18 protein-coding genes and 3 rRNA genes are annotated in these 25,666 nt (G+C 70.3%); 5 read left to right on the top strand and 16 right to left on the bottom strand.

Translation table 11 applies throughout. The annotated features are described in order from the left end of the window. Window positions 1-5: 5 nt before the first annotated feature. A complete protein-coding gene (locus BRM1_RS13765) occupies window positions 6-452 on the top strand; it encodes a hypothetical protein (protein WP_160953444.1) in 447 nt (148 codons plus the stop codon). 136 nt (window positions 453-588) lie between these two features. Here BRM1_RS13765 and BRM1_RS13760 read toward each other — a convergent pair whose 3' ends face one another. Further along, entirely contained in the window at window positions 589-1,827 is a 1,239-nt protein-coding gene (locus BRM1_RS13760) for a cell division protein PerM (protein WP_160953445.1), read from the bottom strand. Between the two features lie 116 nt (window positions 1,828-1,943). On the opposite strand from BRM1_RS13760, the gene BRM1_RS13755 reads away from it, so the two are divergent. Then, entirely contained in the window at window positions 1,944-3,725 is a 1,782-nt protein-coding gene (locus BRM1_RS13755; protein ID WP_268526696.1) for a hypothetical protein, read from the top strand. 30 nt (window positions 3,726-3,755) lie between these two features. On the opposite strand, the gene BRM1_RS13750 is transcribed toward BRM1_RS13755, so the two are convergent. From BRM1_RS13750 to clpS, 10 genes are all read right to left on the bottom strand, one after another. Beyond that, the gene (locus BRM1_RS13750; RefSeq protein WP_268526695.1) at window positions 3,756-5,159 is read right to left on the bottom strand and encodes an amidase; all 1,404 of its coding nucleotides are present in this window, start codon (window positions 5,157-5,159) and stop codon (window positions 3,756-3,758) included. Window positions 5,160-5,171: 12 nt separating this feature from the next. Next, on the bottom strand, window positions 5,172-7,160 hold the full coding sequence (locus tag BRM1_RS13745) for a dipeptide ABC transporter ATP-binding protein (RefSeq protein WP_268526693.1): 1,989 nt from the start codon (window positions 7,158-7,160) through the stop codon (window positions 5,172-5,174). Further along, entirely contained in the window at window positions 7,157-8,065 is a 909-nt protein-coding gene (locus tag BRM1_RS13740; protein ID WP_160954030.1) for an ABC transporter permease, read from the bottom strand. The genes BRM1_RS13745 and BRM1_RS13740 overlap by 4 nt, the downstream gene beginning before the upstream one ends. After that, window positions 8,062-9,009: an ABC transporter permease gene (locus tag BRM1_RS13735; RefSeq protein WP_268526690.1), complete on the bottom strand. Its 948-nt coding sequence runs from the start codon at window positions 9,007-9,009 to the stop codon at window positions 8,062-8,064. Before BRM1_RS13735 ends, BRM1_RS13740 begins: the two co-directional genes overlap by 4 nt. A gap of 12 nt (window positions 9,010-9,021) precedes the next feature. Continuing rightward, entirely contained in the window at window positions 9,022-10,524 is a 1,503-nt protein-coding gene (locus BRM1_RS13730; protein ID WP_268526688.1) for an ABC transporter substrate-binding protein, read from the bottom strand. Between the two features lie 120 nt (window positions 10,525-10,644). Further along, a complete protein-coding gene (rdgB, locus tag BRM1_RS13725) occupies window positions 10,645-11,244 on the bottom strand; it encodes an RdgB/HAM1 family non-canonical purine NTP pyrophosphatase (RefSeq protein WP_268526686.1) in 600 nt (199 codons plus the stop codon). Window positions 11,245-11,246: 2 nt separating this feature from the next. Next, window positions 11,247-11,999 (bottom strand): ribonuclease PH, encoded by a 753-nt coding sequence (gene rph / locus BRM1_RS13720; RefSeq protein WP_268526683.1) that lies wholly within the window; start codon window positions 11,997-11,999, stop codon window positions 11,247-11,249. A 119-nt stretch (window positions 12,000-12,118) separates the two neighbouring features. Next, complete coding sequence (locus tag BRM1_RS13715) at window positions 12,119-12,925, bottom strand: MBL fold metallo-hydrolase (protein WP_268526680.1); 807 nt, start codon at window positions 12,923-12,925, stop codon at window positions 12,119-12,121. Beyond that, the gene (locus BRM1_RS13710) at window positions 12,925-13,545 is read right to left on the bottom strand and encodes a DUF2017 domain-containing protein (protein ID WP_160954036.1); all 621 of its coding nucleotides are present in this window, start codon (window positions 13,543-13,545) and stop codon (window positions 12,925-12,927) included. The genes BRM1_RS13715 and BRM1_RS13710 overlap by 1 nt, the downstream gene beginning before the upstream one ends. Further along, complete coding sequence (gene clpS, locus BRM1_RS13705; RefSeq protein WP_268529875.1) at window positions 13,542-13,826, bottom strand: ATP-dependent Clp protease adapter ClpS; 285 nt, start codon at window positions 13,824-13,826, stop codon at window positions 13,542-13,544. The genes BRM1_RS13710 and clpS overlap by 4 nt, the downstream gene beginning before the upstream one ends. Before the next feature lie 96 nt (window positions 13,827-13,922). On the opposite strand from clpS, the gene BRM1_RS13700 reads away from it, so the two are divergent. Beyond that, window positions 13,923-15,239 (top strand): nicotinate phosphoribosyltransferase, encoded by a 1,317-nt coding sequence (locus BRM1_RS13700; protein ID WP_160954038.1) that lies wholly within the window; start codon window positions 13,923-13,925, stop codon window positions 15,237-15,239. Window positions 15,240-15,260: 21 nt separating this feature from the next. Here the strand turns inward: BRM1_RS13700 and BRM1_RS13695 are convergent, their stop codons facing one another. Together BRM1_RS13695 and BRM1_RS13690 are read right to left on the bottom strand one after the other, a co-directional pair. Further along, window positions 15,261-17,054, bottom strand: a complete 1,794-nt coding sequence (locus tag BRM1_RS13695; protein ID WP_160954039.1) for a DEAD/DEAH box helicase — start codon at window positions 17,052-17,054, stop codon at window positions 15,261-15,263. Next, the gene (locus BRM1_RS13690; protein WP_160954040.1) at window positions 17,055-17,315 is read right to left on the bottom strand and encodes a DUF3039 domain-containing protein; all 261 of its coding nucleotides are present in this window, start codon (window positions 17,313-17,315) and stop codon (window positions 17,055-17,057) included. It abuts the gene before it with no gap. A gap of 32 nt (window positions 17,316-17,347) precedes the next feature. Between BRM1_RS13690 and BRM1_RS13685 the strand changes: the two genes are divergently transcribed. Both BRM1_RS13685 and BRM1_RS13680 read left to right on the top strand, forming a co-directional pair. After that, the gene (locus BRM1_RS13685; RefSeq protein WP_268526677.1) at window positions 17,348-17,893 is read left to right on the top strand and encodes a flavin reductase family protein; all 546 of its coding nucleotides are present in this window, start codon (window positions 17,348-17,350) and stop codon (window positions 17,891-17,893) included. Window positions 17,894-18,031: 138 nt separating this feature from the next. After that, on the top strand, window positions 18,032-19,411 hold the full coding sequence (locus tag BRM1_RS13680) for an NAD-dependent succinate-semialdehyde dehydrogenase (RefSeq protein ID WP_160954042.1): 1,380 nt from the start codon (window positions 18,032-18,034) through the stop codon (window positions 19,409-19,411). Window positions 19,412-19,777: 366 nt separating this feature from the next. Here the strand turns inward: BRM1_RS13680 and rrf are convergent. From rrf to BRM1_RS13665, 3 genes are all read right to left on the bottom strand, one after another. Next, window positions 19,778-19,894, bottom strand: a 5S ribosomal RNA gene (gene rrf, locus BRM1_RS13675). 199 nt (window positions 19,895-20,093) lie between these two features. Then, a 23S ribosomal RNA gene (locus BRM1_RS13670) occupies window positions 20,094-23,198 on the bottom strand. A gap of 527 nt (window positions 23,199-23,725) precedes the next feature. Then, window positions 23,726-25,257: ribosomal RNA gene (locus BRM1_RS13665) — 16S ribosomal RNA — on the bottom strand. The 16S, 23S and 5S rRNA genes sit together here, the layout of an rRNA operon. Between the last annotated feature and the right edge of the window lie 409 nt (window positions 25,258-25,666).

The following is a 25,666-nucleotide window of genomic DNA, read 5'->3' as shown; positions in this document are numbered from 1 at the left end:
ATCCGGTGACTGCTCCCGCTCCCCCTTCCGGCTCGCACTCCGACGAGGCTGCGGCGGCCGCCGCCGCGGCCCGGCGCAACCGGGCGGGCAGTGTGTTCTTCCTGCTCATCGCAGCGGCGATGCTCGTGTCCCTGCTGCCCCTGCCGCTCAAGCTGGCCGCCGCCGCCTTCGCCGTGGCGGCCGTGGTCTTCGGCATCCGCTACATGGTCGCCGGCGCCCGCGCGGGGCGCGGGGGCCGCTGGCTCCTCATGGGCGTCCTGGGCCTGCTCGCCTGCGGCTACCTGCTGCTGGGCACCGCGGGCACGGCCATCCTGTGGCCGGTCCAGTCGCAGTACGAGGAGTGCAGCCGCGCCGCGCTGACCCAGCGCGCCGGCATCGACTGCTCGGTCAGCTACGAGGCGGACGTGAAGTCCTGGTTCGAGCGCCTGACCGGCCAGCCCTACCCCGGCTGACGCCCGCGACCGGACCCGGCTGCCGAGTTCGAGTACGGCTCGCGCCGGGTTCCGCCGCTCCGCGGGCTGCGGTGGCCCCGCCCCTTGGGCCGCGGGCCTTCGAGGGGCCGCCCAGCGAGCACCGAGCGACGTGCACCTAGCGCTCGTCCGCCCCGGCATCCTCGGCCGCACCGGCTGCCGGGCCGGCGCCGGCGGGCGCTGAGGCGTCGTAGCGATCGCGCAGCGCGCCCATGCTGCGCCCGAGCGCCAGGCCCGCGCAGACGAGGCCCGTGAGGATGCCCGCGCACGGCCAGGCGCGCACGCCGAAGACGGTCAGGCCGCCGGGGCCCACGCCGCCCTGGAGGAACGGCGCGGCGCACGCCAGGCCCGCCGCGAAGACGAGCGCGGCGGCGCCGAGCGCCGGCCACGTCGCCTCGGACAGCCACCGTGGGCGCAGCACCGTGCACGCGCACGCGACGAGGACGGGGACGAGGACGAGTGCCGGGGCCCACGTCGGCGGCGCCGCGGGCGGCAGCGCGAGCACCGGCACGAGCGGACGGGGCAGGTCCGAGCCGGCGAGCACGGAGGCGTGGGCGGCGGCGGACAGGTCGATGCCCGATCCGCTCGCCCACGACAGCGCCCCCGCCCAGATCGTCGGCGCGTAGAGCAGCTGGAGCAGGCCCAGGCCCACCGCGGCGGCCGGGGCGGAGCTGTAGGTGCGCAGCACCGCCATGGCATCGCCCCAGCCCGCCACCATGCCGGCGGCGAGCAGCAGGTGGGCCGCGACGATGAGGCCCAGCGCCGTGCGCCGGGCCAGGCGGGCACCCGCCCGCACGGCCTCCCCGCCGGGGGCGCCCCAGCGGCGCTCGCACAGCGCGACCAGGCGCGCCCACGGCGCTCCCAGGCCGCAGCCCACCGCCGTGACGGTGAGCAGGCAGGCGCGCACCCAGCCCAGCACAGTGCCGGTGACGAGCGGGTCGAAGAGGACGGCCGCGCCCGCGAGCGCCAGCGCGACGGCGGCCAGGCACGCGCCGGCGCCCAGCTGCGCGCGCAGCGCGGCGGCCGAGGGCTCCCCCGCGGCATCCTCGGCGGCGAATTCGCGGCGCATGCGCAGCCCCGCGCGGTAGAGCAGCCACCAGACGAACAGGCAGGCGAGGGTGGGCGGCAGCGACAGCGCCATCCCGGCGACCCCCACGGTCAGGCCGAAGGCGGCGGCGATGCCCGCGACCGCCCAGGTCACGATCGTCGCTAGGGGCAGCATCGCGGCGGCTGCGGCGAGCCACGCCGCGGCGGCCAGTGCGAGGGCCGTCCCGCCCAGCACGGCCAGGAAGCGGGCAGCCGAGCCCGCGGCGATCACGAGCGGGTGCCGGGCGGGGGTGAGGGGAGCCGTTTCCACCCGGTTCATTGTGCCCGAGGACGCCGCTGCGGCCGCTCCTGCGACACGCCTGGGATTCGGGCTATCATGGTAGTTTTGACCTGGCCCAGACCGTCGAACCGAAGGACCGCACCCTGATGAGCGCCGGCACTCCTCCCACTCCTCCTCCGCCCGGGGAGCCGCACGACGGCGAATCCGGCACGGGCCCCGCAGCCGGCGCGGCAGGCGGGGCAGCCCCGGAGGCCGCCGCCCCCCAGTTCCCCGCGCGCCCCGCCCAGCCGCCGACCCCCACGCTGGGCGGCTCCTCGGCGCGGCCCGCGCCGAGTGCGCACGGCCCGGCCGGCGCTCCGGCCGAGCCCCCGCGCGCCGACGGCGGCGAGCAGCCCACGGCCCAGCCCGAGCGCGCGCCGGAACCCCCCGCCTACGCGCCCGGCACAGCCGCCGGCACAGGCACCGGCCCCGGTGCCCCCGCGGCGCCCGCCGGTCAGCAGCCCCCCGCGGCTGCCCCCGAGGAATACCCCACGCAGCGCTGGGACGCGCCGCCCGTGGACGCGCCGCAGGCACCCGGGGGCGAGACCCCAGCAGACGCCTTCCCGGTGCAGCCGCCCGGCGCAGCCGCACCGCCGGCCCCCGGCCAGCCCCTCGGCAGGCCCGGTGCCGGCGTGCGCCCCCAGGAGCCGCACGGCGCGGCCCCCCAGTCGGGCGGCCAGCAGCCGTTTGGCACCCCCGCCCAGCCCGGTGCGGAGCCGCCCACCCAGCGCCAGGCACCGGTCCCCCAGCCCGCCCCTGCCCCCGGCACGGGTGCGCACACCGCCGCGGCCGTCCCCCAGCCGGCCCCGGCCCCGGGCCACCGCCCCGGCCCCGGGGCACCGGGCCGGCCCGCCAAGCGCAGCCGCCGCCCCCTGCTCATCACGCTCATCGCGGTGGGCCTCGTGGTCCTGCTCGGCGCGATCGGCGCGATCGTCGTCGGCTCGCTCAACCGCAGCGGCCACGGGCCGGACAGGCTCGCCCAGGACTACCTGACCAAGCTCGCCGACGGTGACGTCGAGGGCGCGGCGGGCATCGCGCAGCCCCAGGTGCCCGAGGGCACGAACGAGGCGCTGCTCGAGGAGCGGTACTACGGCGCCGCGCAGGAGAAGATGAGCCAGCCGCAGGTCACGGACACGAAGATCAACGGCGACGACGCCACTATCTCCACGACCTACATGGTGGGCACGCAGGAGTACAGCATGGACATGGCCGCCCACAAGGACGGCAAGGAGGGCCTCTTCTTCGACAAGTGGAAGCTCGACGGGCCCGTCCTGCAGACGGTCGTCGTCTCCGCGCCCACGGGCGGCGGTGCCGCCACCGTCAACGGCGAGCAGTTCGACGCCTCGGGCGACCGCGTGAGCTACGCCGTCTACCCGGGCTCCTACGAGTTGCAGACGAAGGGCTCCACGTTCGTCGGCGCGGGCAAGGACGCGGCGACGGTGGGCTTCGCCCAGGGCGCCGACGGCGGCAGCGAGGCCGCCCAGCTCACCGTCAGCGCGAAGGCCTCCAAGGCATTCGCCCCCGCGGTGAAGAAGGCCGTCGAGTCGAAGCTGAGCGCCTGTGCGAAGCAGAAGGGCCTCGCGCCCAAGGGCTGCCCGTTCTTCATCGACTCGAAGACCTCGTCGGGCGGGGTCACCGTGGGCGACGACGTGCCGAAGAACGGCGTGACGTGGAAGGTCGCGAAGCTGCCGAAGCTCTCCACCTACCTCGACACGACGGGCACCAGCGGATCGTTCTCCACCTCGAAGCCGCTGTCCTTCAGTTTCAAGGCCGACTCGAAGAAGGCCGGCAAGGACAAGTGGTCGGGCAGCTCCTCGCGCACGCTGGGCGGCTCGGTGAAGATCAGCGGCGACAAGCTCGACGTCGAGTTCTTCGGCGCCAACAAGTAGCGCCGGGGGCCCGGCCCGCGGGGCCGGGGCTCACCCCGCCGTGCCGACGGTGCGGCGGGCGGCCGGCAGCGCGGCATCGGCCTCGAACCACGCGGCCGCCGCGAGCACCTGCGGGTCCGCGAAGCGCGGCCCCGCGAGCTGCACGCCGATCGTGCGGCCGTCGCCCGTGTAGCCGGCCAGGACCGTCGCCGCCGGCTGCTCGGACATGTTGTAGGGCACCGTGAAGCCCACGTGGAGCATGGGCAGGTCCGGATCGTTGAACGGCATGGGCCACTCGGCGGGGAACGCGGCGGTGGGCGCCACGGGCGAGAGCACGAGGTCGTAGGCGGCCGTCGCTGCGACGGTGGCCTGCCGCATCCGCTGGATGCTGTGATAGCAGCGCAGCACCTCGACTCCGCTGATGTCGGAGCCGCGGATGCACCACTGGCGCACATAGGGCAGGATCTTCTCCCGCTCGGCCACGGGCAGCGCCCGCAGGTCGGCCCACGAGCGCACGCGCCAGAAGCGGTCGACATCGGCCAGCAGCTCCTCGTCCATGAAGGGGTCGATGCGCGTGACCTGCGCGCCCGCCGCGGCGAAGCGCTCGGCGGCGGCGTCGACGGCGGCGGCGACCTCCGGGTCCACGGGGCTGCCGCAGCCGGCATCGGTGTGCACGGCGATGCGCGCGCCCACCGGGTCGAAGTCCGCGCCGTAGCCGCCGGTCAGCGGCGGCAGCTGCGAGTAGTCGCGCACGTCGGGCCGGCCGATGATGTCCATCGCGGCGACGAGGTCCCCCACGGTGCGCGCGAGCGGGCCGGCGCAGCGGCCCAGGTAGGGCGCGGAGAGGGGCACCCGTCCGAAGCTGGGCTTGAGCGTCGCGAGGCCCAGCCAGGTCCCCGGCAGCCGGATCGAGCCGCCGATGTCCGAGCCGATGTGGATGGGGCCGTAGCCGGCCGCCGCGGCCGCGCCCGCCCCCGCGGACGAGCCGCCGGTGGTGAGGGCGGGATCGAGCGGCGAGCGGGTGATGCCGTGGCGGGAGGAGACGCCGGAGGACAGCATCCCCCAGTCGGGCATGACGGTGGAGCCCACGACGAGCGCGCCCGCCTCGGCCATGCGCTGCGCGATCGGCGCGTCCTGCGCCTCGGGCTGGGGATCGCCGGCGGCGTGTCCGGCCGGCATCGCGACCCCGGCGCGCGCGATGTTCTCCTTGAGGGTGACCGGGACCCCGTCGAGCCGGCTGAGCGGGTGGCCGGCGCGCCAGCGGGCCGCCGAGGCCTCGGCGGCCGGGCGGGCGGCCGCCACCGACTCGTCCCACAGCGCGTTGATCGTGGGCTCGCAGGCCGCGATCCGCTCGCCCACCGCCGCGAGCACCTCGCCGGGCTCGAAGCGGCCCGCCTCATACCCCTCGCGCAGCTGGTCGGCGGACAGGTCGGCGAGCGTCTGGGTGGGCTCCACGGTGGTCTCCTCTCAGCGGGTCCGCGCGAGCGCCCGGGCCAGATCCGGGGTCGCCGCGACAAGCCCCGCGGTGTACGGGTGCTGGGGGCGCTCGTAGACGTCGTCGACCGTGCCGGCCTCGACGATCCGACCGCCCTGCATCACAATGACATCGCGGCACAGATGGCGCACGACCCCCAGATCATGTGAGATGAAGACGAGCGTGAGCCCGTAGCGGTCGGCGAGGTCGGTGAGCAGGTTGAGCACCTGGGCGCGCACGGACACGTCGAGCGCGGAGACCGGCTCGTCGGCCAGCAGGATGCGGGGGCGCACGGCGAGGGCGCGCGCGATCGAGATGCGCTGGCGCTGGCCGCCGGAGAACTGGTGCGGGTAGCGCTGTCCGTCCGCCGCGCTCAGGCCCACGTCGCTGAGGGCGCGCGCGGCGCGCTCGCGGCGCTCGGCGGTTGAGAGCCCCTGGGCCAGCAGCGGCTCGGCGACGATGTCGGCAGCGCGCATGCGGGGGTCGAGGGAGGCGAACGGGTCCTGGAAGACGACCTGGACGTCCTCGCGCATCCGCCGCAGCGCAGGCTCTCCGGCGCCCACGACGTCGACCCCGGACACCGTGGCCGTGCCACCGGAGGCCGGCTCGAGGCCGGCGAGGATACGCAGCAGCGTGGACTTCCCGGAGCCGGACTCCCCGACGATGCCGAACCGGGCGCCCGCGGCCACACAGAAGCTCACCCCCGCCAGCGCCGTGACCTCGGAGCCGCGGGACAGGATCCCGCGGCCCGTGCGCCGATACGCCTTGGCCAGCCCGCGCACCTCGATGGCGGCGACCGTCCCCTCCCCCGCGCCCGAGGTGCGGGCCGGGCTGTCCTGCGCCGCCGGTCCGGTCTCGGCTGCGGTCCCGGCCACGGTCCCGGATGCGAGCTCGGATGCCAGCACGGACGACGATCCGGTCGACTGCTCGGTGGTTGGCTTCGCTGACGGCACGGACGCCGGCCCGGCGACCGCCCCGGGCACGGGCGCCGGCGCCGCCTCCGTTCCGGCCTCGTGCACCGCCTCAGGCCCGGCCTCCTGCGCCGTCTCCGGCCCACCGCCGCGCACCCCAGTGCCCCCGGCATCGCCAGTCGCAGCGCCCCCACCGCAGCGCGCAGCAGTGCCCTCGGCACCGCCCGCCGCCGCGCCCCCGGCGGGGTAGGCGGGCGCGGTGGCCATCGTGAACAGCCGGCCGCGCTCGTCGACGGCGCGCAGGTCCGAGGCCGCGAGCAGCCCCCGCGTGTAGGGGTGGGCGGGAGCCGTGAGCACCCGGCCCACCGGGCCCTCCTCGACGACCTCGCCGGCGTGCATGACGAGCACCCGCGTGCACACCTCGGCCACGACGGCCAGGTCGTGGGTGATGAAGAGCAGCCCGGAGCCCGGCCGGGCCGCGGCGGTGCGGATGAGCTCGAGCACCTGGGCCTGGACCGTGACGTCGAGGGCGGTGGTGGGCTCATCGCAGATGAGCAGGCGCGGCTCGTTGGCCAGCGCGATGGCGAGCACGACGCGCTGGCGCTGGCCGCCGGAGAGCTGGTGGGGATACGCGGCCGCGGCCGCAGCCGGGTCCGGCAGCCCCACCTCGGCGAGCGCCTCCACTGCGCGGGCGCGGGCCGCCGCGCGCTGCGCGCCGTGGAGCACGAGGGCCTCGGCGATCTGCACGCCCACGCGCATGAGCGGGTCGAGGGCGCTCATGGGCTCCTGGAAGACCATGCCCGCGGCGCGCCCTCGTACCCGCGCGAGCTCGCGCTCGCCGCGTGTGAGGACGTTGCCGCGCACCCCGGCCAGTTCGACGTCGCCGGTGGCGCGCAGGCCCTCGGGCAGCAGGCCCATGAGCGCGGCGGCCGTGAGCGACTTGCCGGACCCGGACTCGCCGATGAGGCCCACGCGCTCCCCCGGGGCAACTGCGAACGACACCCCTCGCACGAGCTCCGCGGGCCCGGCGTGCACGCGCAGCGAGGCGACGCGCAGCAGCGGGGCGCTCATGAGCGCCCCCGCAGCGTGGGATCGAGGCGGTCGCGCAGCCCGTCGCCCAGCAGGTTGAAGCCCAGCACCGCCAGCGCGATGAAGAGGCCCGGCCAGAGCGCGAGCTCGGGCCGGCTGCCCAGGAACTGCTGGGAGTCCTGCAGCATGCGGCCCCACGAGGGGGTGGGCGGCTGGGTGCCGAGCCCCAGGAAGGACAGCCCCGCCTCGGCGAGGATCGCCAGGGCGAAGGAGACGGAGGCCTGCACGATGATCATGCCGCCGATGTTGGGCAGCACGTGGGCCAGCGCGATGGCCGGCGGCCGGCGGTTGGCCGCGCGCGCGGCCAGCACGTACTCGCTGCTCATCACCTGCAGCGTGCCCGCCCGGGCGACGCGGGCGAACCCGGGGATCGAGGCGATGCCCACCGCGGCCATGGCCGGGCCCGTGCCCGGCCCGAAGACGGCGGAGAAGACGATCGCGAGCAGCAGGGCGGGGAATGCGAGCAGCAGGTCGTTGCCGCGCATGACGAGCGCGCCCAGCCAGCCGCGGCGGGTCATGCCCGCGAAGACGCCCAGCGGCACCCCGATGAGCAGGGCGATCGCCACGGAGACGACGCCCACGGCCAGCGCGATCCGGGCGCCGCACATCACCCAGGTGAGGGTGTCGCGGCCGTACTGGTCCGTGCCGAACGGGTGAGCCGCCGAGGCGCCGGCCAGCCGATCGGCGGGCACGGCCCGGCCCGCCTCGTAGGGGGTCCAGGCGAACGAGACGAGCGCCAGGACGACGACGAGGCCCACGAGGCAGGCGCCGATGACGAGGCTCGCCTCGGCGCGCCGGCGCCGCAGCGCGGGCGGGCCGGCCGCGCCTGCGGGCGCGGCGGGCTCGGCCACGGCGGGCTCGGCCGGTTCGGCGGGCACGGAGCTCATGCTCCCCTCCTCACGCGCGGGTCGATGACCGGGTAGAGGAGATCGACGATGAAGTTGAGGACGAGGACGGCGAGCACGAGGACCATGACGATGCCCTGGACCGTCACGAGGTCGCGGTTGGACACCGCGCGCACGAGCTCCGAGCCGATGCCCGGCAGCACGAAGACCTGCTCGACGACGACGGCCCCCACGAGCAGCGCCGCGAGCTGGACGCCCGCGACCGTGACGACGGGGATGGCCGCCGAGCGCAGCCCGTGGCGCACGAGGGCCCCGGTGCGGGTGCGCCCGGCGGCGCGCGCGGTGCGCAGGAAGTCCCGGCCCATGACCTCGAGCACGGCGGAGCGGACGTAGCGGGTGAGGATCGCCGCCTGGACGAGGGCGAGCGCCGTCACGGGCAGCACGAGGTGCGAGGCGAACGCGCCCAGCCCCTCGATGGGGGCCGCCCACCCGCTGGCGGGCAGGACGCGCAGGCCCAGCGCGAAGACCATGACGAGCAGGATGCCGGCGAGGAAGCTCGGCACCGCGATGCCCACCTGGGAGGCCGCGCCGATCACGGCGCCCAGCGGACGGGAGCGGTAGAGGGCGGCGAGCGCGCCCAGCGGCACGGCGAGGGCGAGCGCCACGGCGATCGAGGCGATGACGACGATGAGCGTGACCTGGATGCCGTTGGCGATCACCGGGGCGATGGGGGCGCCCGTGACGTAGGAGGTGCCGAAGTCCCGGTGCAGCATGCCCCCGACCCACTCGAAGTAGCGCACGGGCCACGGGCGGTCGAGCCCGTACTGAGCCTCGAGCGCGCGCACCGCCTCCGGCGTGGCCTCGGTGCCCAGGGCCACCTGCGCGGCGCTGCCGGGCAGCAGCTGCATGAGCGCGAAGACGATGACGGAGGCCGCGGCCGCGGTCAGCAGGTACTGCAGCGCGCGGTTGAGGAGGAAGCCCGGCATGGCGGTGCGGGCTCAGCTCCAGCCCAGGCCGGCGATGGGGAACGCATCGGAGACCTGGTTGCGCTGGATGCCGGTGACGCCCGCCTTCGCGACGACGAGGTTGGGGAAGAGGAACAGGAAGTCCGCTGCCGCGTCCTCGGTGATCGTGCGCGCGACCTTCTTCATGCCCGCCGCGTACTGCGCTTCGGTGCCCTCGTCGGCGGCCTTGGCCTGGGCGTCGATGCGCGCGGAGTCGTAGCCCGTGTAGTAGCCCTTGCCGAAGACGGTGAGGATGTCGCGCGCCTCGACGTGGTTGACGACGGACATGTCGTAGGCGTGCTTGGTGAACGTCTTGTCCAGCCACACGGCGGGGAACTCCTGGGTCTCGACCTTGGCCTTGAGCCCCGCGTCGGCCAGCTGCGAGGTCACGATGTTGGCGATCGCAGTGGCGTAGGGCAGGTTGGGCACCGTGAAGGCGAACTCCTTGCCGCTCAGGCCCGCCTCCTCCACGAGCCGCTTGGCCTTCGCGGCATCGTGGGGCCACACTCCGGTGAGGTCCTCGTAGTAGGGATCGGTGGGCGGGACCATGCCGCCGATCAGCGTGCCGTGGCCGCCCCAGGCGGTGTCGAGGACGGCCTTGCGGTCCACGGCGTACATGACGGCCTCGCGGGCCCGCTTGTCCTTGAAGATGCCCTGCGCGTTGTTCATGGAGAGCACCACCTCGCCGTTGGAGGTGCCCTCGATGACCTGGTAGGCGCTCGTGTCGGACTCGAAGTCCTTGAACAGCTCGGGCGCCTGGAGGTTGCCCAGCACGTCGACGTCGCCGGACTTGAGCGCGTTGGCCGCGGCCACGGAGTCCTTGAAGTAGCGGAAGACGACCTTGCGCGCGTGGGGCTTGTCCCCCCAGTAGTCGTCGCGGGCCGCGAAGTCGATCTCCTGCCCGCGCGCGTACTTCTCGATCGTGAAGGGCCCGGAGCCCACCGCGGTGTTCGCGAGGTCGTCGTGGGCCCGGTCGTCGAAGACGGCGCCCACGATCGAGGCGAGGTCGAACAGCCAGCGGTTCGACGGCCTGTGCAGCGCGATGACGACGGTGCGCTCGTCCTTCGCGGTCACCGAATCCACGTCGGCCATCTTGGCCTTCAGGGGGTTCTTCCACTTCGCGACGCGGTCGTAGGAGGACTTGACGTCCTGCGCGGTGACCGGGTGGCCGTTGGAGAAGGTGGCGCCGTCCTGGAGGGCGAACGTGTAGGTCCTGCGGTCGGCGGAGACCTCCCACGACTTCGCCAGCGCCGGCTCGAGCCTGCCGTCGTCGCCCACGCGCACGAGCGACTGGTAGACGTTCTCCATGAGGGCCTGACCGATCGCCGCGCCCGAGGTCGACGTGAAGTCGAGGTTCGCGGGCTCGGCGGTCTGGGCGACCGTGATCTCCTGCTTGTCCTCGTCCGAGCCGGACTTCCCCGCGCCCGCGCTGCACCCGGAGGCGGTGAGCGCCAGGGCGGCGGCAACGGCGATGGCGGCGGCGCGGCGAACTCGCATGGGGGCTCTCCTCGTGGGACCGGCGGCCTCGCCCACGGGCGGGCGGGCCGGATGTCCGCTCAGTGTAACGGAGGTCTCACCAGGGGTGTGACGTCGAGCACCCGGCAGGCCGGGCCGGGCTCACGCCCGCGCGATGAGCCGGGCCAGCCCCTCGAAGGCCCGCCGGCGGTGGGACCGGGCGTTCTTCTCCGCGGGGCTCAGCTGCGCGGCGGTCGCGTCCATCCCGGCGACGAGGAAGACGGGGTCGTAGCCGAAGCCGTTCTCCCCGGCCGGGGCCGTCGCGATCGCGCCCTCCATCCGGCCGTGGGCCACGAGCTCGCGCCCACTGGGATCGGCGTAGGCGGCCGCGCAGACGAACGCCGCACCGCGGTGGGCCGGCGGCACGTCGGCCAGCTGGGCGAGCAGCAGCTCGAGGTTGCGCCGGTCGTCACCGTGGGCGCCGGACCAGCGGGCGGAGAGGAAGCCGGGCGCGCCGCCCATCACCGCGACCGCGAGGCCGGAGTCGTCGGCGATGGCCGGCAGGCCGCTGGCCCGGGCGGCGGCGCGCGCCTTGAGCAGCGCGTTGCCCTCGAACGTCACCTCGGTCTCGCGCACATCGGGCAGGCCGAGCGCGCCGGCGGTCACGACCTCGGCCGTGCCGAGGATCTCGGCGAGGATCGCCTCGAGTTCGACCCGCTTGCCCTCGTTGCGGGTGGCGAGCACCGCGCGGGTGAGCTCCACCGCTACCGGCCTGCCGGGGCGGTGTCGGCGGTCTCGGCGAGCGCGGCGGCCTGCAGCTGCGCGAGGTCGCGGCAGCCGCCGGCGGCCAGGTCGAGGAGGGCGTCGAGCTCGGCGCGGTCGAAGGGGGCGCCCTCCGCCGTGCCCTGCACCTCGACGAAGGCCCCGGAGCCGGTCATGACGACGTTCATGTCCGTCTCCGCGCGGGAGTCCTCCTCGTAGGGCAGGTCGAGGACGGGGGTGCCGTCGATGATGCCGACGCTCACGGCGGCCACGGAGTCGCGCAGCGGCTGGGCGCGCTTGGCGATCCACCCGCGCTCGCGCCCCGTGGCCAGGGCATCGGCCATTGCGACGTAGGCGCCGGTGATGGCCGCGGTGCGCGTGCCGCCGTCGGCCTGGAGGACGTCGCAGTCGAGCTGGAGCGTGTTCTCCCCCAGCGCCTTGGTGTCCACCACCGCGCGCAGCGAGCGGCCGATGAGGCGGGAGATCTCATGGGTGCGCCCGCCGATCTTGCCCTTGACGGACTCGCGGGGGCTGCGGGTGTTCGTCGCCCGGGGCAGCATCGCGTATTCGGCGGTCGCCCAGCCGGTGCCCTGGCCCTTGAGCCAGCGCGGCACGCCCTCGGTCAGGGACGCCGCGCACAGCACGCGGGTGCGGCCGAACTCGACGAGGACGCTGCCCTCGGCGTGGTCGAGCCAGTTGCGGGTGATCCGCACCGGGCGCAGCTCATCGGCCGCGCGGTTGTCTGCTCTGCTCATGTCCTGCCTCGCTGCTTCGCTGATCGGGGGTCGGCTGGGGTTGGCGTCGGTCGGGGGTGGAAGTCGGTGTCGGGCTCGCGGTGGGGATGCGGGTGGGCTCGGGCCGGTGGGCGGCGGGCTCAGAGGTCCCAAGCCGCGGCGGGCGCGGCGATCTCGATGGGGCCCGAGAACTCCGCTGCGGCCTCGGCCGCCACGGTCTGCGCCCGCGTCCACGGGGGCACGTGGGTGAGGACGAGCGCCTGCGCGCCGGCCGCGCGCGCGGTGCGCCCGGCCCGGCGGCCGGTCAGGTGGATTCCGCGCACGGTGTCGCGGTCCTCTTCGAAGGCGGCCTCGCACAGGAAGAGCGCGGCGCCGGCCGCGGCCGCGGTGAGCTCGGCGCACTCGTCGCTGTCGCCCGAATAGGCGAGCACGGCGCCGTCGGGCGCGCCGATCCGCAGGGCGTACGCCTCGACGGGGTGATCGACGAGGTGGGCGGTGAAGGCGAGCGGGCCGATCGAGAACGCCGCGCGGGGGCCCAGCTCGTGGAAGTCGAAGACGGAGCCCAAGTCCGTGGCGTGGTACTCGGAGGCGACGGGGCTGCGGCCGGCCTCCGTGTGGTAGGCCGCGCTCAGCCGCTCGGCCGCGTCGGCCGGCGCCCACACGGGGATGCGCGGGATCGCGCTGCCCGCGGGGCGGGCCGGGTCGTAGCTGCGGGCAACGTAGAGTCCGGTGATGTCGAGGCAGTGGTCGGGGTGGAGGTGGCTGAGCACCACCGCGTCGATCTCGCCCACCGCGCACACGGTCTGGAGCGGGCCCAGTGCCCCCGAGCCCAGGTCGAGGACGATGCGCCAGGTGCGGCCGGCCTCGGCGTGCTCGACGAGGTAGCAGCTGGCGGCGGATGCGGGTCCGGGGAACGAGCCCGAGGTGCCGATGGCGGTCAGGCGCATCAGGCGGGCCCGCCGCCGGAGGGCCGGGCATCGAGCGCGTCGAGCATGATCTCGCTCAGGCGCTCCTGGGCCCAGGTGAGGAAGTCGTAGACGGAGACCATCGCGGCGGTGTTGTCGTCGAGGTCGTCGCCGCGGTCGTAGAGGCGCTCGAGGTCGTCGTCGGAGACGAGCTCGAGGCGGGTGGCGATGACGAGGCGGACGTCGGTGAGCGCCGTGAGCCAGGCGCGCGCCTCCTCCTCCGTGAGCTCGATGCGGCCGGTGCCCGCCAGCCCGTGCAGGGCGATGCGGAGGTTGGCGAGCTTGCCCTCGCGCAGATCGCGCTCGGTGAGCCGGCGGAACTCCGCGGCGCGCTCCGGGTCATCCGGCGCGGCATCGGGCAGCAGGCGCAGCACGGCGGGGTCCTCGGGGCGCTCGCCGCTGGCCAGCCCTACGAGGCGCTCGAGGCGCGCGGCCTCCTCGTCGTGCGCCCCGCCGCCCTGGGTGCCGGGCTCGTCATCGGCGCCGCCGTCCTCGGCGACGAGAAGCGCCGCCGTGTCGGCGAAGAGGCGCATGAGCAGGCGGCGCTCCATGTCGTCGACGTCCACGGCGGCGAAGGCGCGGCGCGCGGCGGTGATCTTCATGCCCCGCCCCCGTCCGCGGGCTGGCACGAGGCCCACAGGCCGAAGCCGTGCATCGCCTGCGTATCGCGCTCCATCTCCTCGCGGCTGCCGCGGGCGACCGTCGAGCGGCCGGCCTCGTGGACCTCGCGCATGAGCTTCTCCGCCCGCTCGCGGGAGTAGCCGAAGTAGCTGCGGAAGACGTAGGTGACGTAGCTCATGAGGTTGACGGGGTCGTTGAAGACGATCGTCACCCACGGCGCGGACGGCACCTGCGCCGCCTCCACGGTGAGGTCGGGATCCAGGGTGGCCTGGGAGCCGGACGATGCGGAAGTCACCGTCTCACTGTAAGGGATGGACCTGGCACGACCGTGGGACGGGCGTGCAATAGGATCGGCCGTATGAGTGATCTCACAGGGCCCTCGAGCGCCCTGCTCACCGACCAGTACGAGCTCACGATGCTCCAGGCCGCACTCCACTCGAAGGCCGCCGAGCGGATGTGCCTGTTCGAGGCCTTCGGCCGCAGCCTCCCGGCGGGCCGGCGCTACGGCGTGCTCGCCGGCACCGGCCGCTTCCTCGAGGCGCTGGCCGCCTTCCGCTTCGGCGCCGAGGAGCTGGGCTTCCTGCGCGAGCGCGGCATCGTCGACGAGGACACACTGGACTGGCTGGCCGACTACCGCTTCACCGGCACGATCCGCGGGTACGCGGAGGGTGAGGTCTACTTCCCCGGCTCGCCGCTCGTGACGGTCCAGGCGCCGTTCGCGCAGGCCGTCGTGCTCGAGACGCTCCTGCTGTCGATGCTCAACCACGATTCCGCGATCGCCGCTGCGGCCTCGCGGATCGCCACGGCGGCGGGCGAGCGCCCGTGCGCGGACATGGGCTCGCGGCGCACGCAGGAGGACGCCGCGGTCGCCGCCGCCCGCGCGGCCTACATCGCTGGGTTCGCCTCGACGTCGAACCTCGCGGCCGGCCGCCGCTGGGGCCTGCACACGATCGGCACGTCGGCCCACGCGTTCACGCTGCTGCACGACACCGAGCGCGAGGCGTTCGCCGCCCAGGTCGCGGCCCTGGGCACGGGCACCACGCTGCTGCTCGACACCTACGACGTCGACCGCGCGCTCACGACGGCCATCGAGGTCGCAGGACCGGAGCTCGGCGGTGTGCGCATCGACTCCGGCGACCTCGGCATCCAGGCGGCGGAGGTGCGCGCCCGCCTCGACGAGCTCGGCGCCCGGAACACGAAGATCACGGTGACGAGCGACCTCGACGAGTACGCGGTGGCCGGCCTGGCGGCCGCACCGGTGGACTCCTACGGCGTGGGCACGCGCCTTGTGACCGGCTCCGGGGCGCCCACCGCCAATCTCGTCTACAAGCTCGTCGCCCACGTCGACGACTCCGGCGAGTGGACCGCGGTGCAGAAGGCCTCGAAGGGCAAGGCCTCGCGCGGGGGCTTCAAGGAGGCCGTGCGCACGGTGGACCACGGGGTGGCGACCGAGGAGGCCATCGGCATCCCCGCGCTGCCCGCCGATGTCTCCGATGGCCGGCCGCTCACCATCGACCTCGTGGTCGACGGCGAGGTCGACGATGCGCTCACGGGGCCGCCCGGGGTCAAGCGCGCCCGGGCGCGCCACGACGAGTCGATGGCCGAGCTGCCGCGCTCGGCCCACCGCCTGCAGGACGGCGAGCCCGCCATTCCCACGGTGTACTACCGCGCCTGAGGCGCGCCCCGGGGCGGGATCTCAGCTGCGCCCGACGAACCACTTCTGCAGGGTCGCGATCCGCTCCTGGATCTGCGCGCGGCTGGCCTGCGCCACGGCGGGGCCGCCGCAGGCGCGGCGCAGCTCCACGTGAATCGCGCCGTGCTTCTGGCCCGTGCGCCGGGCCCACGCGCCCACCATGGACTGGAGCTTCGTGCGCTCCTCCTTGAGCGCCCGGTGCTCGAGCTCCGCGGCGTCCGCGCGCGGCGGGGCGACCCCGCTCGCGGTGCCCTTGCGCTTGGTCTGCTCGGCCTGCCGCGAGCGCAGCAGCTGTGCCACCTGATCCGGCTCGAGGAGGCCGGGCAGGCCGATGAAGTCGAGCTCGTCGTCCGAGCCCACCGCTCCCCCGGCGCCGAACTCGCCGCCGTCGAAGAGGACGCGGTCGAACGAGGCCTCCGCCCTCAGCGCCTCGAATGCGCCGTCGTCGAGCGCGGAGGAGGCGGATTCGGACTCGTTCGCGCGGGCCAGGGCGTCGTCGTCGAGGGCGATGATGCCCTCGTCGTCGGGATCGGGCTTGCGGTCGAGGGCGTGGTCGCGCTCGGCCTCGAGGGAGTTGGCCAGGGCGAGGAGGATCGGCACGCTGGGCAGGAAGACGGACGCGGTCTCGCCCCGCTTGCGGGCGCGCACGAAGCGGCCCACCGCCTGGGCGAAGAACAGGGGCGTCGAGGCCGAGGTCGCGTAGACGCCCACGGCCAGGCGGGGCACGTCCACGCCCTCCGAGACCATCCGCACGGCGACCATCCAGCGCCGCTGGGACTCCTGGAACTCCTCGATGCGCTTGCCGGCCCCGGCCTCGTCGGAGAGCACGACCGTGACCTGCTCGCCGGTGATCTCCCGCAGCTGCTTGGCATACGCCCGCGCCGTCTCCTGGTCGGTGGCGATGACGAGGCCGCCGGCATCGGGCACCGTGCGCCGGACCTCGGTGAGGCGGATGTCCGCGGCCCGCAGGACCGCGGGGATCCACTCGCCGCGCGGGTCCAGCGCGGTGCGCCAGGCCTGGGCGTGGATGTCCTTGGTCGCCTCGGCGCCGAGCACCGTCTCCATGACATCGCCGGTCTTCGTCTTCCAGCGCATCTGCCCCGAGTACGTCATGAAGATGACGGGGCGCACCACCCCGTCGCCCAGCGCGCGCGAGTAGCCGTACGAGTAGTCGGCCTGGGAGGTCCGGATGCCCTCGTCGTCGGGCTCGTAGACGACGAACGGGATCGCGGAGGTGTCGGACCGGAAGGGGGTGCCCGTGAGCGCCAGGCGCCGCGCGGCCGGGGCGAAGGCCTCGCGCACCGCGTCACCCCAGGACAGGGCGTCGCCCGCGTGGTGGATCTCGTCGAGGATGACGAGGGTGCGCGCGGCCTGCGTGCGGTTGTGGTGGAGCACGGGCTTCGCGGCGACCTGCGCGTAGGTCACGGCGACGCCGTGGTAGCCGGCGCCGTGGCGGCCCTGGCTGTTCTTGAAGTAGGGATCGACGCGGATTCCCACGCGCGCCGCCGCGTCGGCCCACTGGACCTTGAGGTGCTCGGTGGGGGCGACGACCGTGATCCGGTCGACCTTGCGCTCGGCCAGCAGCTCGGCGGCCAGGCGCAGCGCGAAGGTGGTCTTGCCCGCCCCGGGGGTGGCGACCGCCAGGAAGTCGCGCGGCTCGGTGCGGAAGTACTGTTCGAGGGCCTCGGCCTGCCAGGCGCGCAGCTTGCCGGCGGTGCCCCAGGCGGCGCGCTCGGGGAAGGCGGGGGGAAGGTGCTCTGCAGCGGAGGTGCCGGGGACCCGTTGCGGGCCGGTCATCTACTCCTGGGGTCCTTCCGGCATGGTCTCGAAGATCTCCCTGCAGGCCGGGCAGACGGGGAAGCGCTCGGGATCGCGGGTGGGCACCCAGACCTTGCCGCAGAGGGCGACGATGGGCGTTCCCGTCACCATCGCCTCCATGATCTTGGCCTTGGGCGCGTAGTGGGAGAACCGCTCGTGGTCGCCGGGCTCGACGAGCTGCTCCTGCTGCTCGCGCTCGATGGTCGCGGCACCGCCGGTGCTCGGAATGGTTTCGGACATGCCCACCATTGTAGGACTCCTAGAATGGTCGCGTGTCCACCTCGGAGCCTCCCGCATCGCCTCCCCCGGCGCAGCCCCCTGCCCGGCCCGGCTTCGCCGATGCGTACCGCAGCGCGGCCGCAGCGCTGCCCAGCGGCACCTGCGCCCTGCTCGCCGGGAGGCCGGCCGGTGCCGGCGGGCGGCTCACCGCGATCACGGTCGGCTCGGCGCTCGATGTGTCCTACGACCCGCCCACCATGGCGGTCGCCGTGTACTCGGGCTCGCGGATGATGGAGGCCCTCGATTCTGCGCGGGCGTTCACACTCAGCGTGCTGGCCGCGGACCAGAAGGGCATCGCCCAGTGGCTGGGCACCCCGGGCCAGCCGTCGTACGGCCTGCTCGACGGCATCGAGCTCGTGCCCGGTGAGGCCGGTCCGCCGCACCTCGCGGGCTGCGCCGCGCACTTCGAGATCGCCATCGACCAGCGCATCGAGATCGCGACGCACACGCTGCTCGCCGGGCGCGTGCTCGCCTGCGGCGCGCAGCCCGGCAGGCGCCCGCTGGTGCGCTGGGGCGACGGCTACGGCACCGTCGGCTGAGCAAGCCGTCTGCGCCCGGCCGAGGTGCCACTGCACGCGTGGCCGCCCCCGGGCTGTCCGCATGGCGGTGAGCAGAAATACCAAGGCGCGCTGACGTGTTGTGGTGGGTGACACGATGTCTCAAGCGAGAGGACGCCCATGAGCAAGTTCGCAGTGACCAACGCCAACACCGGCAAGGTCGAGAAGGAATTCCCGTCCGTGACGAAGGACGAGATCCCCGGCTACATCGACCGCGCGCACGAGGCGTTCCTCAGCTGGCGGGAGACGAGCCTGACCGAGCGCGGCAGGGTGCTGCGCGCGTTCGGGGAGCTCGTCGACGAGCGCGCGGAGGCCATGGCCGACGTCATCGGCCGCGAGATGGGCAAGCCCAAGGCCCAGGGCGTGGCCGAGGCGCAGAAGGTGGCGCGCACCGCGCGCTGGTTCGCCGATCACGCCCACATGTACCTCGAGCCCACGCAGCTGCCGGCCGCGGGTGCGGAGCGCAGCTACGTGCGCCACGACCCGCTGGGCGTGCTCCTGGGGATCATGCCCTGGAACTTCCCGTACAACCAGATCGCCCGCTTCGTGCTGCCCAACCTCATGGTGGGCAATGCGATCCTCATGAAGCAGGCCTCGATCTGCCCGGAGTCCTCGCAGCTGTTCGCGGACATGCTCGAGGAGGCCGGCCTGCCCAAGGGCGTCTACCAGAACCTCTACCTCAACAGCTCGGACGCGGAGGAGGTCCTCAAGGACTTCCGCGTCAAGGGCTTCTCCCTCACGGGCTCGGAGGGCGCGGGCGCCTCGGTCGCGGGGATCGCCGCGAAGTACCTCAAGCGATCCGTCCTGGAGCTCGGCGGCAACGACCCGTTCGTCGTCCTCGATTCCGCGGACGTGCCGGCGCTTGCCAAGCAGGCGGTGCAGCTGCGCCTGTCGAACGCCGGCCAGGTGTGCACCTCGCCCAAGCGCATGATCGTCGTGGAAGACCTCTACGACGAGTTCGTCGCCGAGGCGGTCAAGGCCGTCGAGGCCACGAAGGTCAGCGACTACGACGATCCCGACGTCGGCATGGGGCCCATGTCCTCGGAGGATGCGCGCGATGAGACAGTCGAGCGCATCCAGCAGGCCGTGGCGGACGGCGCCACCCTGCACACCGGCGGTGAGAAGCTCGACCGCAACGGCTGGTTCATGTCGCCGGCCGTGCTCACCGACATCGATCCGCAGTCGGATCTGGGATGCAACGAGCTGTTCGGGCCGGCAGTCATGATCTACAAGGCCAAAGACGCCGACGACGCGCTGCGCCTGGCCAACGACACGGACTACGGTCTCATGAGCTCCGTGTGGACCGACGACCCGGAGAAGGGCGCCGAGTTCGCAGCGAAGATCAACGCGGGGATGAGCTTCGTCAACTCGCACATGGAGTCGAGCCCCGAGTTCCCGTTCGGCGGCATCAACCGCTCCGGGTACGGGCGCGAGAACGCGCAGTGGGCGCTGCGCGAGTTCACGAACGAGCACCTCATCCGCGAGCACGCCGCGAAGTAACGGGCGCGCCCGCTGCCCGTCCGAGCACGCAGCGAAGGGGCCCAGGAACCGCTAAGCGGCGGTTCCTGGGCCCCTTCGCTGCCCCTGGACCGCACCGCTGCTAGCTACTAGGGGTTCGCGCGGGCGCAGGCCGAACTCGTCCTCGTGTCGTCGGAGGGCCGCCCCCACACACCGCCTGAACCGGCAGGCCTGGCACACGCACGACCACCATCCCGGACAGTCACAGGCCCACCCGAGCGGGCAAGCATGCCCCGGGCCGGGCGCACACGCCAGCAACCCCCGAGCGCAAAGGAAACACCCGGGGGCAAAAAAGAAGGGGGGTCTTGTCGCTGCTGTGCAGCGACAAGACCCCCCAATCGAAGAGGATTGCGGCGGCGACCTACTCTCCCACACCCCCTCGGGTGCAGTACCATCGGCGTGATCAGGCTTAGCTTCCGGGTTCGGAATGGAACCGGGCGTTTCCCCAACACTCTCACCACCGCAAAAACACGGGACACCCCCACACCACCACAACAGGCAGCAAACAAGGGAGCACACCGGGATACGGCAATGCCAAAACAGTGGACGCGAACACCAACCATGACAGTCGAAACGTGTTTACTCGTGTTACCCGACCCGCAACCCCCACACCACAACCACCACCCCACAACAGGGCAACAGTCACAGTGCGCGAAGGCACGTAATGGGTGAGTGATCGGCGTATTAGTACCAGTCAGCTCCACCCCTCACAGGGCTCCCACATCTGGCCTATCAACCCCATCATCTCTAGGGCACCTAATAACGAAATCTCATCTCGAAGCCGGCTTCCCACTTAGATGCTTTCAGCGGTTATCCATCCCGAACGTAGCCAACCAGCCATGCACCTGGCGGTACAACTGGCACACCAGAGGTTCGTCCGTCCCGGTCCTCTCGTACTAAGGACAGCCCTTCTCAGATTTCATACGCACGCAGCGGATAGGGACCGAACTGTCTCACGACGTTCTAAACCCAGCTCGCGTACCGCTTTAATGGGCGAACAGCCCAACCCTTGGGACCGACTCCAGCCCCAGGATGCGACGAGCCGACATCGAGGTGCCAAACCATGCCGTCGATATGGACTCTTGGGCAAGATCAGCCTGTTATCCCCGAGGTACCTTTTATCCGTTGAGCGACCGCGATTCCACAATCCACGGCCGGGTCACTAGTCCCAGCTTTCGCTCCTGCTCGACACGTCCGTCTCACAGTCAAGCTCCCTTGTGCACTTACACTCGACACCTGATTGCCAACCAGGCTGAGGGAACCTTTGGGCGCCTCCGTTACTCTTTAGGAGGCAACCGCCCCAGTTAAACTACCCATCAGGCACTGTCCCTGAACCCGATCAGGGTCCGAAGTTAAGGAATCCAGAATGGCCAGAGTGGTATTTCAACAACGACTCCACAACACCTAGCGATGCCGCATCAACGTCTCCCACCTATCCTACACAAGCCACACCGAACACCAATACCAAACTATAGTGAAGGTCTCGGGGTCTTTCCGTCCTGCTGCGCGTAACGAGCATCTTTACTCGTAATGCAATTTCGCCGAGTTCGCGGTTGAGACAGCAGAGAAGTCGTTACGCCATTCGTGCAGGTCGGAACTTACCCGACAAGGAATTTCGCTACCTTAGGATGGTTATAGTTACCACCGCCGTTTACTGGGGCTTAAATTCTCCGCTTCAACACCCAAAGGTGTTTAACAGGTCCTCTTAACCTTCCAGCACCGGGCAGGCGTCAGTCCGTATACATCGTCTTACGACTTCGCACGGACCTGTGTTTTTAGTAAACAGTCGCTTCTCTCTGGTCTCTGCGGCCACCACCCACACATCACCACGCAAAGGCGGCTTCACGGGGGCGGCCCCCCTTCTCCCGAAGTTACGGGGGCATTTTGCCGAGTTCCTTAACCACGATTCTCTCGATCGCCTCAGTATTCTCTACCTGACCACCTGAGTCGGTTTGGGGTACGGGCGGCTCGAACCTCACGCCGATGCTTTTCTCGGCAGCATAGGATCATCGGATCACCCCACAAAATGGGGCGCCCATCAGCTCTCAGGCTCACGCCCGGCGGATTTGCCAACCGGACACCCTACAGCCTTAGACCCAGACAACCATCGCTGGGCCCGACTACCTTCCTGCGTCACACCTGTTAATACGCTTACCTACTACGCGCTCAGGTCCCACCATCACCACCCACACAAGAACTCAAAGAGTCCCCGGTGGAGGCTTGGGCGGTTAGTCTCACACGCCTCGGTACGGACGGTTCTTCGCCGGTACGGGAATATCAACCCGTTGTCCATCGACTACGCCTGTCGGCCTCGCCTTAGGTCCCGACTTACCCAGGGCGGATTAGCCTAGCCCTGGAACCCTTGGTCATCCGGCGGACGGGTTTCCCACCCGTCATTCGCTACTCATGCCTGCATTCTCACTCGCATAGCCTCCACCGCTCGATCACTCGACGACTTCACCGGCCACACGACGCTCCCCTACCCAGCACCACACCCGTTAGGGCTATACATGGCGCTGCCACAACTTCGGCGGTGTGCTTAAGCCCCGCTACATTATCGGCGCAGAATCACTTGACCAGTGAGCTATTACGCACTCTTTCAAGGATGGCTGCTTCTAAGCCAACCTCCTGGTTGTCTTCGCAACTCCACATCCTTTCCCACTGAGCACACGCTTAGGGGCCTTAGTTGATGGTCTGGGCTGTTTCCCTCTCGACTACGAAGCTTATCCCCCGCAGTCTCACTGCCACGCTGACACTTACCGGCATTCGGAGTTTGGTTGACGTCAGTAACCCGGTGGGGCCCATCAGCCATCCAGTAGCTCTACCTCCAGCAAGAACCACGCAACGCTGCACCTAAATGCATTTCGGGGAGAACCAGCTATCACAGAGTTTGATTGGCCTTTCACCCCTAACCACAGGTCATCCCCTCCATTTTCAACTGAAGTGGGTTCGGGCCTCCACGACGTCTTACCGACGCTTCACCCTGCCCATGGCTAGATCACTCCGCTTCGGGTCTAGGACACGCGACTCAAACGCCCTCTTCGGACTCGCTTTCGCTACGGCTCCCCCACACGGGTTAACCTCGCCACGCACCACTAACTCGCAGGCTCATTCTTCAAAAGGCACGCCATCACCCCAACAAAGGAGGCTCTGACGGATTGTAGGCACACGGTTTCAGGTACTCTTTCACTCCCCTCCCGGGGTACTTTTCACCATTCCCTCACGGTACTGATCCGCTATCGGTCATCAGGAAGTATTCAGCCTTACCAGGTGGTCCTGGCAGATTCACACGGGATTACACGAGTCCCGTCCTACTCGGGAACCACTCAACGCAGCACGCACACGTTTCGCCTACGGGACTCTCACCCACTCCGGTCGACCTTCCCAGATCATTCGACTACGCACACGCACCCACGCGGGGACCATGCCGAATCCCCACAAGCAGCCCCACAACACCGCACATGCAACGCCGACACGCTTGACACACACACGGTTTAGGCTCCTCCGCTTTCGCTCGCCACTACTCACGGAATCATTCTTATTTTCTTCTCCTATGGGTACTGAGATGTTTCACTTCCCCACGTTCCCTCCACATGCCCTATACATTCAGACACGGGTGACTGCGCACAACACACAGCCGGGTTTCCCCATTCGGACACCCTCGGATCACCGTTCGCTTACCAACTCCCCGAGGCTTATCGCAGGTTGCCACGTCCTTCATCGGCTCCTGATGCCAAGGCATCCACCATGCGCCCTTGTACACTCACCACCACCCCACACAAAACAAGGGGGCAGCGAGTCGGATAACACAAGAAACACTTACAACAACAAAATCACAGAATGCCGCCACGCCCACACCCACCCGACAGCAGAACCACCCCGCAAACACAGGGCAGCACCACCACACGACAGGGGGCACACACGCGCGACATCCAGATGCTCGCGTCCACTATTGACAAACCACACAACCACCACACACCCACACAAGAACCAGCCACAGGCCAGCCCCGCGCCAGGCGGCGGCATCCCGGACAACACACCCCCACACAACAAGGGGGGCCTGTTCTCCCAGGACCCAACAGCGCATCCGCACACACACAGCAGCACACGCCACCAGCCATCCACGACCAGCAGCGCACACACACCCCCCACAAAAAGGGCGCCTCCTACGACGTTCCACCCATGAGCAACCGCCCCCACCACGAACGGGCGAGCAGACGGCGCCACCACCACACACCAACACCCACCCCACAAAGAGGGGCAGGCCGCGCGCGGCTATCAGTGACAGCTCCTTAGAAAGGAGGTGATCCAGCCGCACCTTCCGGTACGGCTACCTTGTTACGACTTAGTCCCAATCACCAGTCCCACCTTCGACGGCTCCCCCACAAAGTGTTGGGCCACCGGCTTCGGGTGTTACCGACTTTCGTGACTTGACGGGCGGTGTGTACAAGGCCCGGGAACGTATTCACCGCAGCGTTGCTGATCTGCGATTACTAGCGACTCCGACTTCACGTAGTCGAGTTGCAGACTACGATCCGAACTGAGGCCGGCTTTATGGGATTCGCTCCGCCTCACGGCATCGCAACCCTCTGTACCGACCATTGTAGCATGCGTGAAGCCCAAGACATAAAGGGCATGATGATTTGACGTCATCCCCACCTTCCTCCGAGTTGACCCCGGCAGTCTCCTATGAGTTCCCACCATCACGTGCTGGCAACATAGAACGAGGGTTGCGCTCGTTGCGGGACTTAACCCAACATCTCACGACACGAGCTGACGACAACCATGCACCACCTGTGCACCGGCCACAAAGGGAAGAACCATCTCTGATCCGGTCCAGTGCATGTCAAGCCTTGGTAAGGTTCTTCGCGTTGCATCGAATTAATCCGCATGCTCCGCCGCTTGTGCGGGCCCCCGTCAATTCCTTTGAGTTTTAGCCTTGCGGCCGTACTCCCCAGGCGGGGCACTTAATGCGTTAGCTACGGCACGGAATCCGTGGAATGGACCCCACACCTAGTGCCCAACGTTTACGGCATGGACTACCAGGGTATCTAATCCTGTTCGCTCCCCATGCTTTCGCTCCTCAGCGTCAGTTACAGCCCAGAGTCCCGCCTTCGCCACCGGTGTTCCTCCTGATATCTGCGCATTTCACCGCTACACCAGGAATTCCAGACTCCCCTACTGCACTCCAGTCCGCCCGTACCCACTGCACGCGCACCGTTGAGCGATGCGTTTCCACAGCAGACGCGACAGACCACCTACGAGCTCTTTACGCCCAATAATTCCGGACAACGCTTGTACCCTACGTATTACCGCGGCTGCTGGCACGTAGTTAGCCGGTACTTCTTCTGCAGGTACCCTCACCCCCGAAGGGGCTTGTTCCCTACTGAAAGAGGTTTACAACCCGAAGGCCGTCATCCCCCACGCGGCGTCGCTGCATCAGGCTTGCGCCCATTGTGCAATATTCCCCACTGCTGCCTCCCGTAGGAGTCTGGGCCGTGTCTCAGTCCCAGTGTGGCCGGTCGCCCTCTCAGGCCGGCTACCCGTCGTCGCCTTGGTAGGCCATCACCCCACCAACAAGCTGATAGGCCGCGAGCCCATCCCCAACCGAAAAAACTTTCCACACACCACCATGCGGCAGCGCGTCATATCCGGTATTAGACCCAGTTTCCCGGGCTTATCCCAGAGTCAGGGGCAGGTTACTCACGTGTTACTCACCCGTTCGCCACTCATCCACCCAGTGCAAGCACCAGGCTTCAGCGTTCGACTTGCATGTGTTAAGCACGCCGCCAGCGTTCGTCCTGAGCCAGGATCAAACTCTCCACAAAAAAATGTGCGAGTCAAAAAAGACCCCAGCCGACAAAAGAATCACTGACAAGAACAACACCCCACCAACCCACCACAAAGGGCAGGCAGCCGGGTGTCCGTTACGTCAATCAAATAACTAAATACTTCTGCCAGCCAATACAACAAAAATACTGGCATCGCAGAAAGACTTGTATGTACGAATACGCTATTGAGTTCTCAAAGAACAGACGCTGTGCGCAGGCCGGATGCTCTGTGAGCTTCGGTTACCGCGCTGCGGCAGGGTTCCTACTCTAGACCCGATGCAGTGTGCGGAGCAAGTACGCGAACTGTGATCTCGGCCTCGTGGCCGATTCCGGATCTGCTGCTCATCCGCTGCGGTTCCAGTGGAAACGGGGCTGCATCCGATCCATGATCGGGAGCCCGCTCGCT

Origin of the sequence: Brevibacterium sp. BRM-1 (assembly GCF_026802075.1) — a bacterium.
GTDB classification, from domain to species: Bacteria; Actinomycetota; Actinomycetes; order Actinomycetales; family Brevibacteriaceae; genus Brevibacterium; species Brevibacterium rongguiense.
The sequence above is the reverse complement of the archived record's forward strand: the minus strand, read 5'-3'. Positions and strand labels throughout refer to the sequence as shown.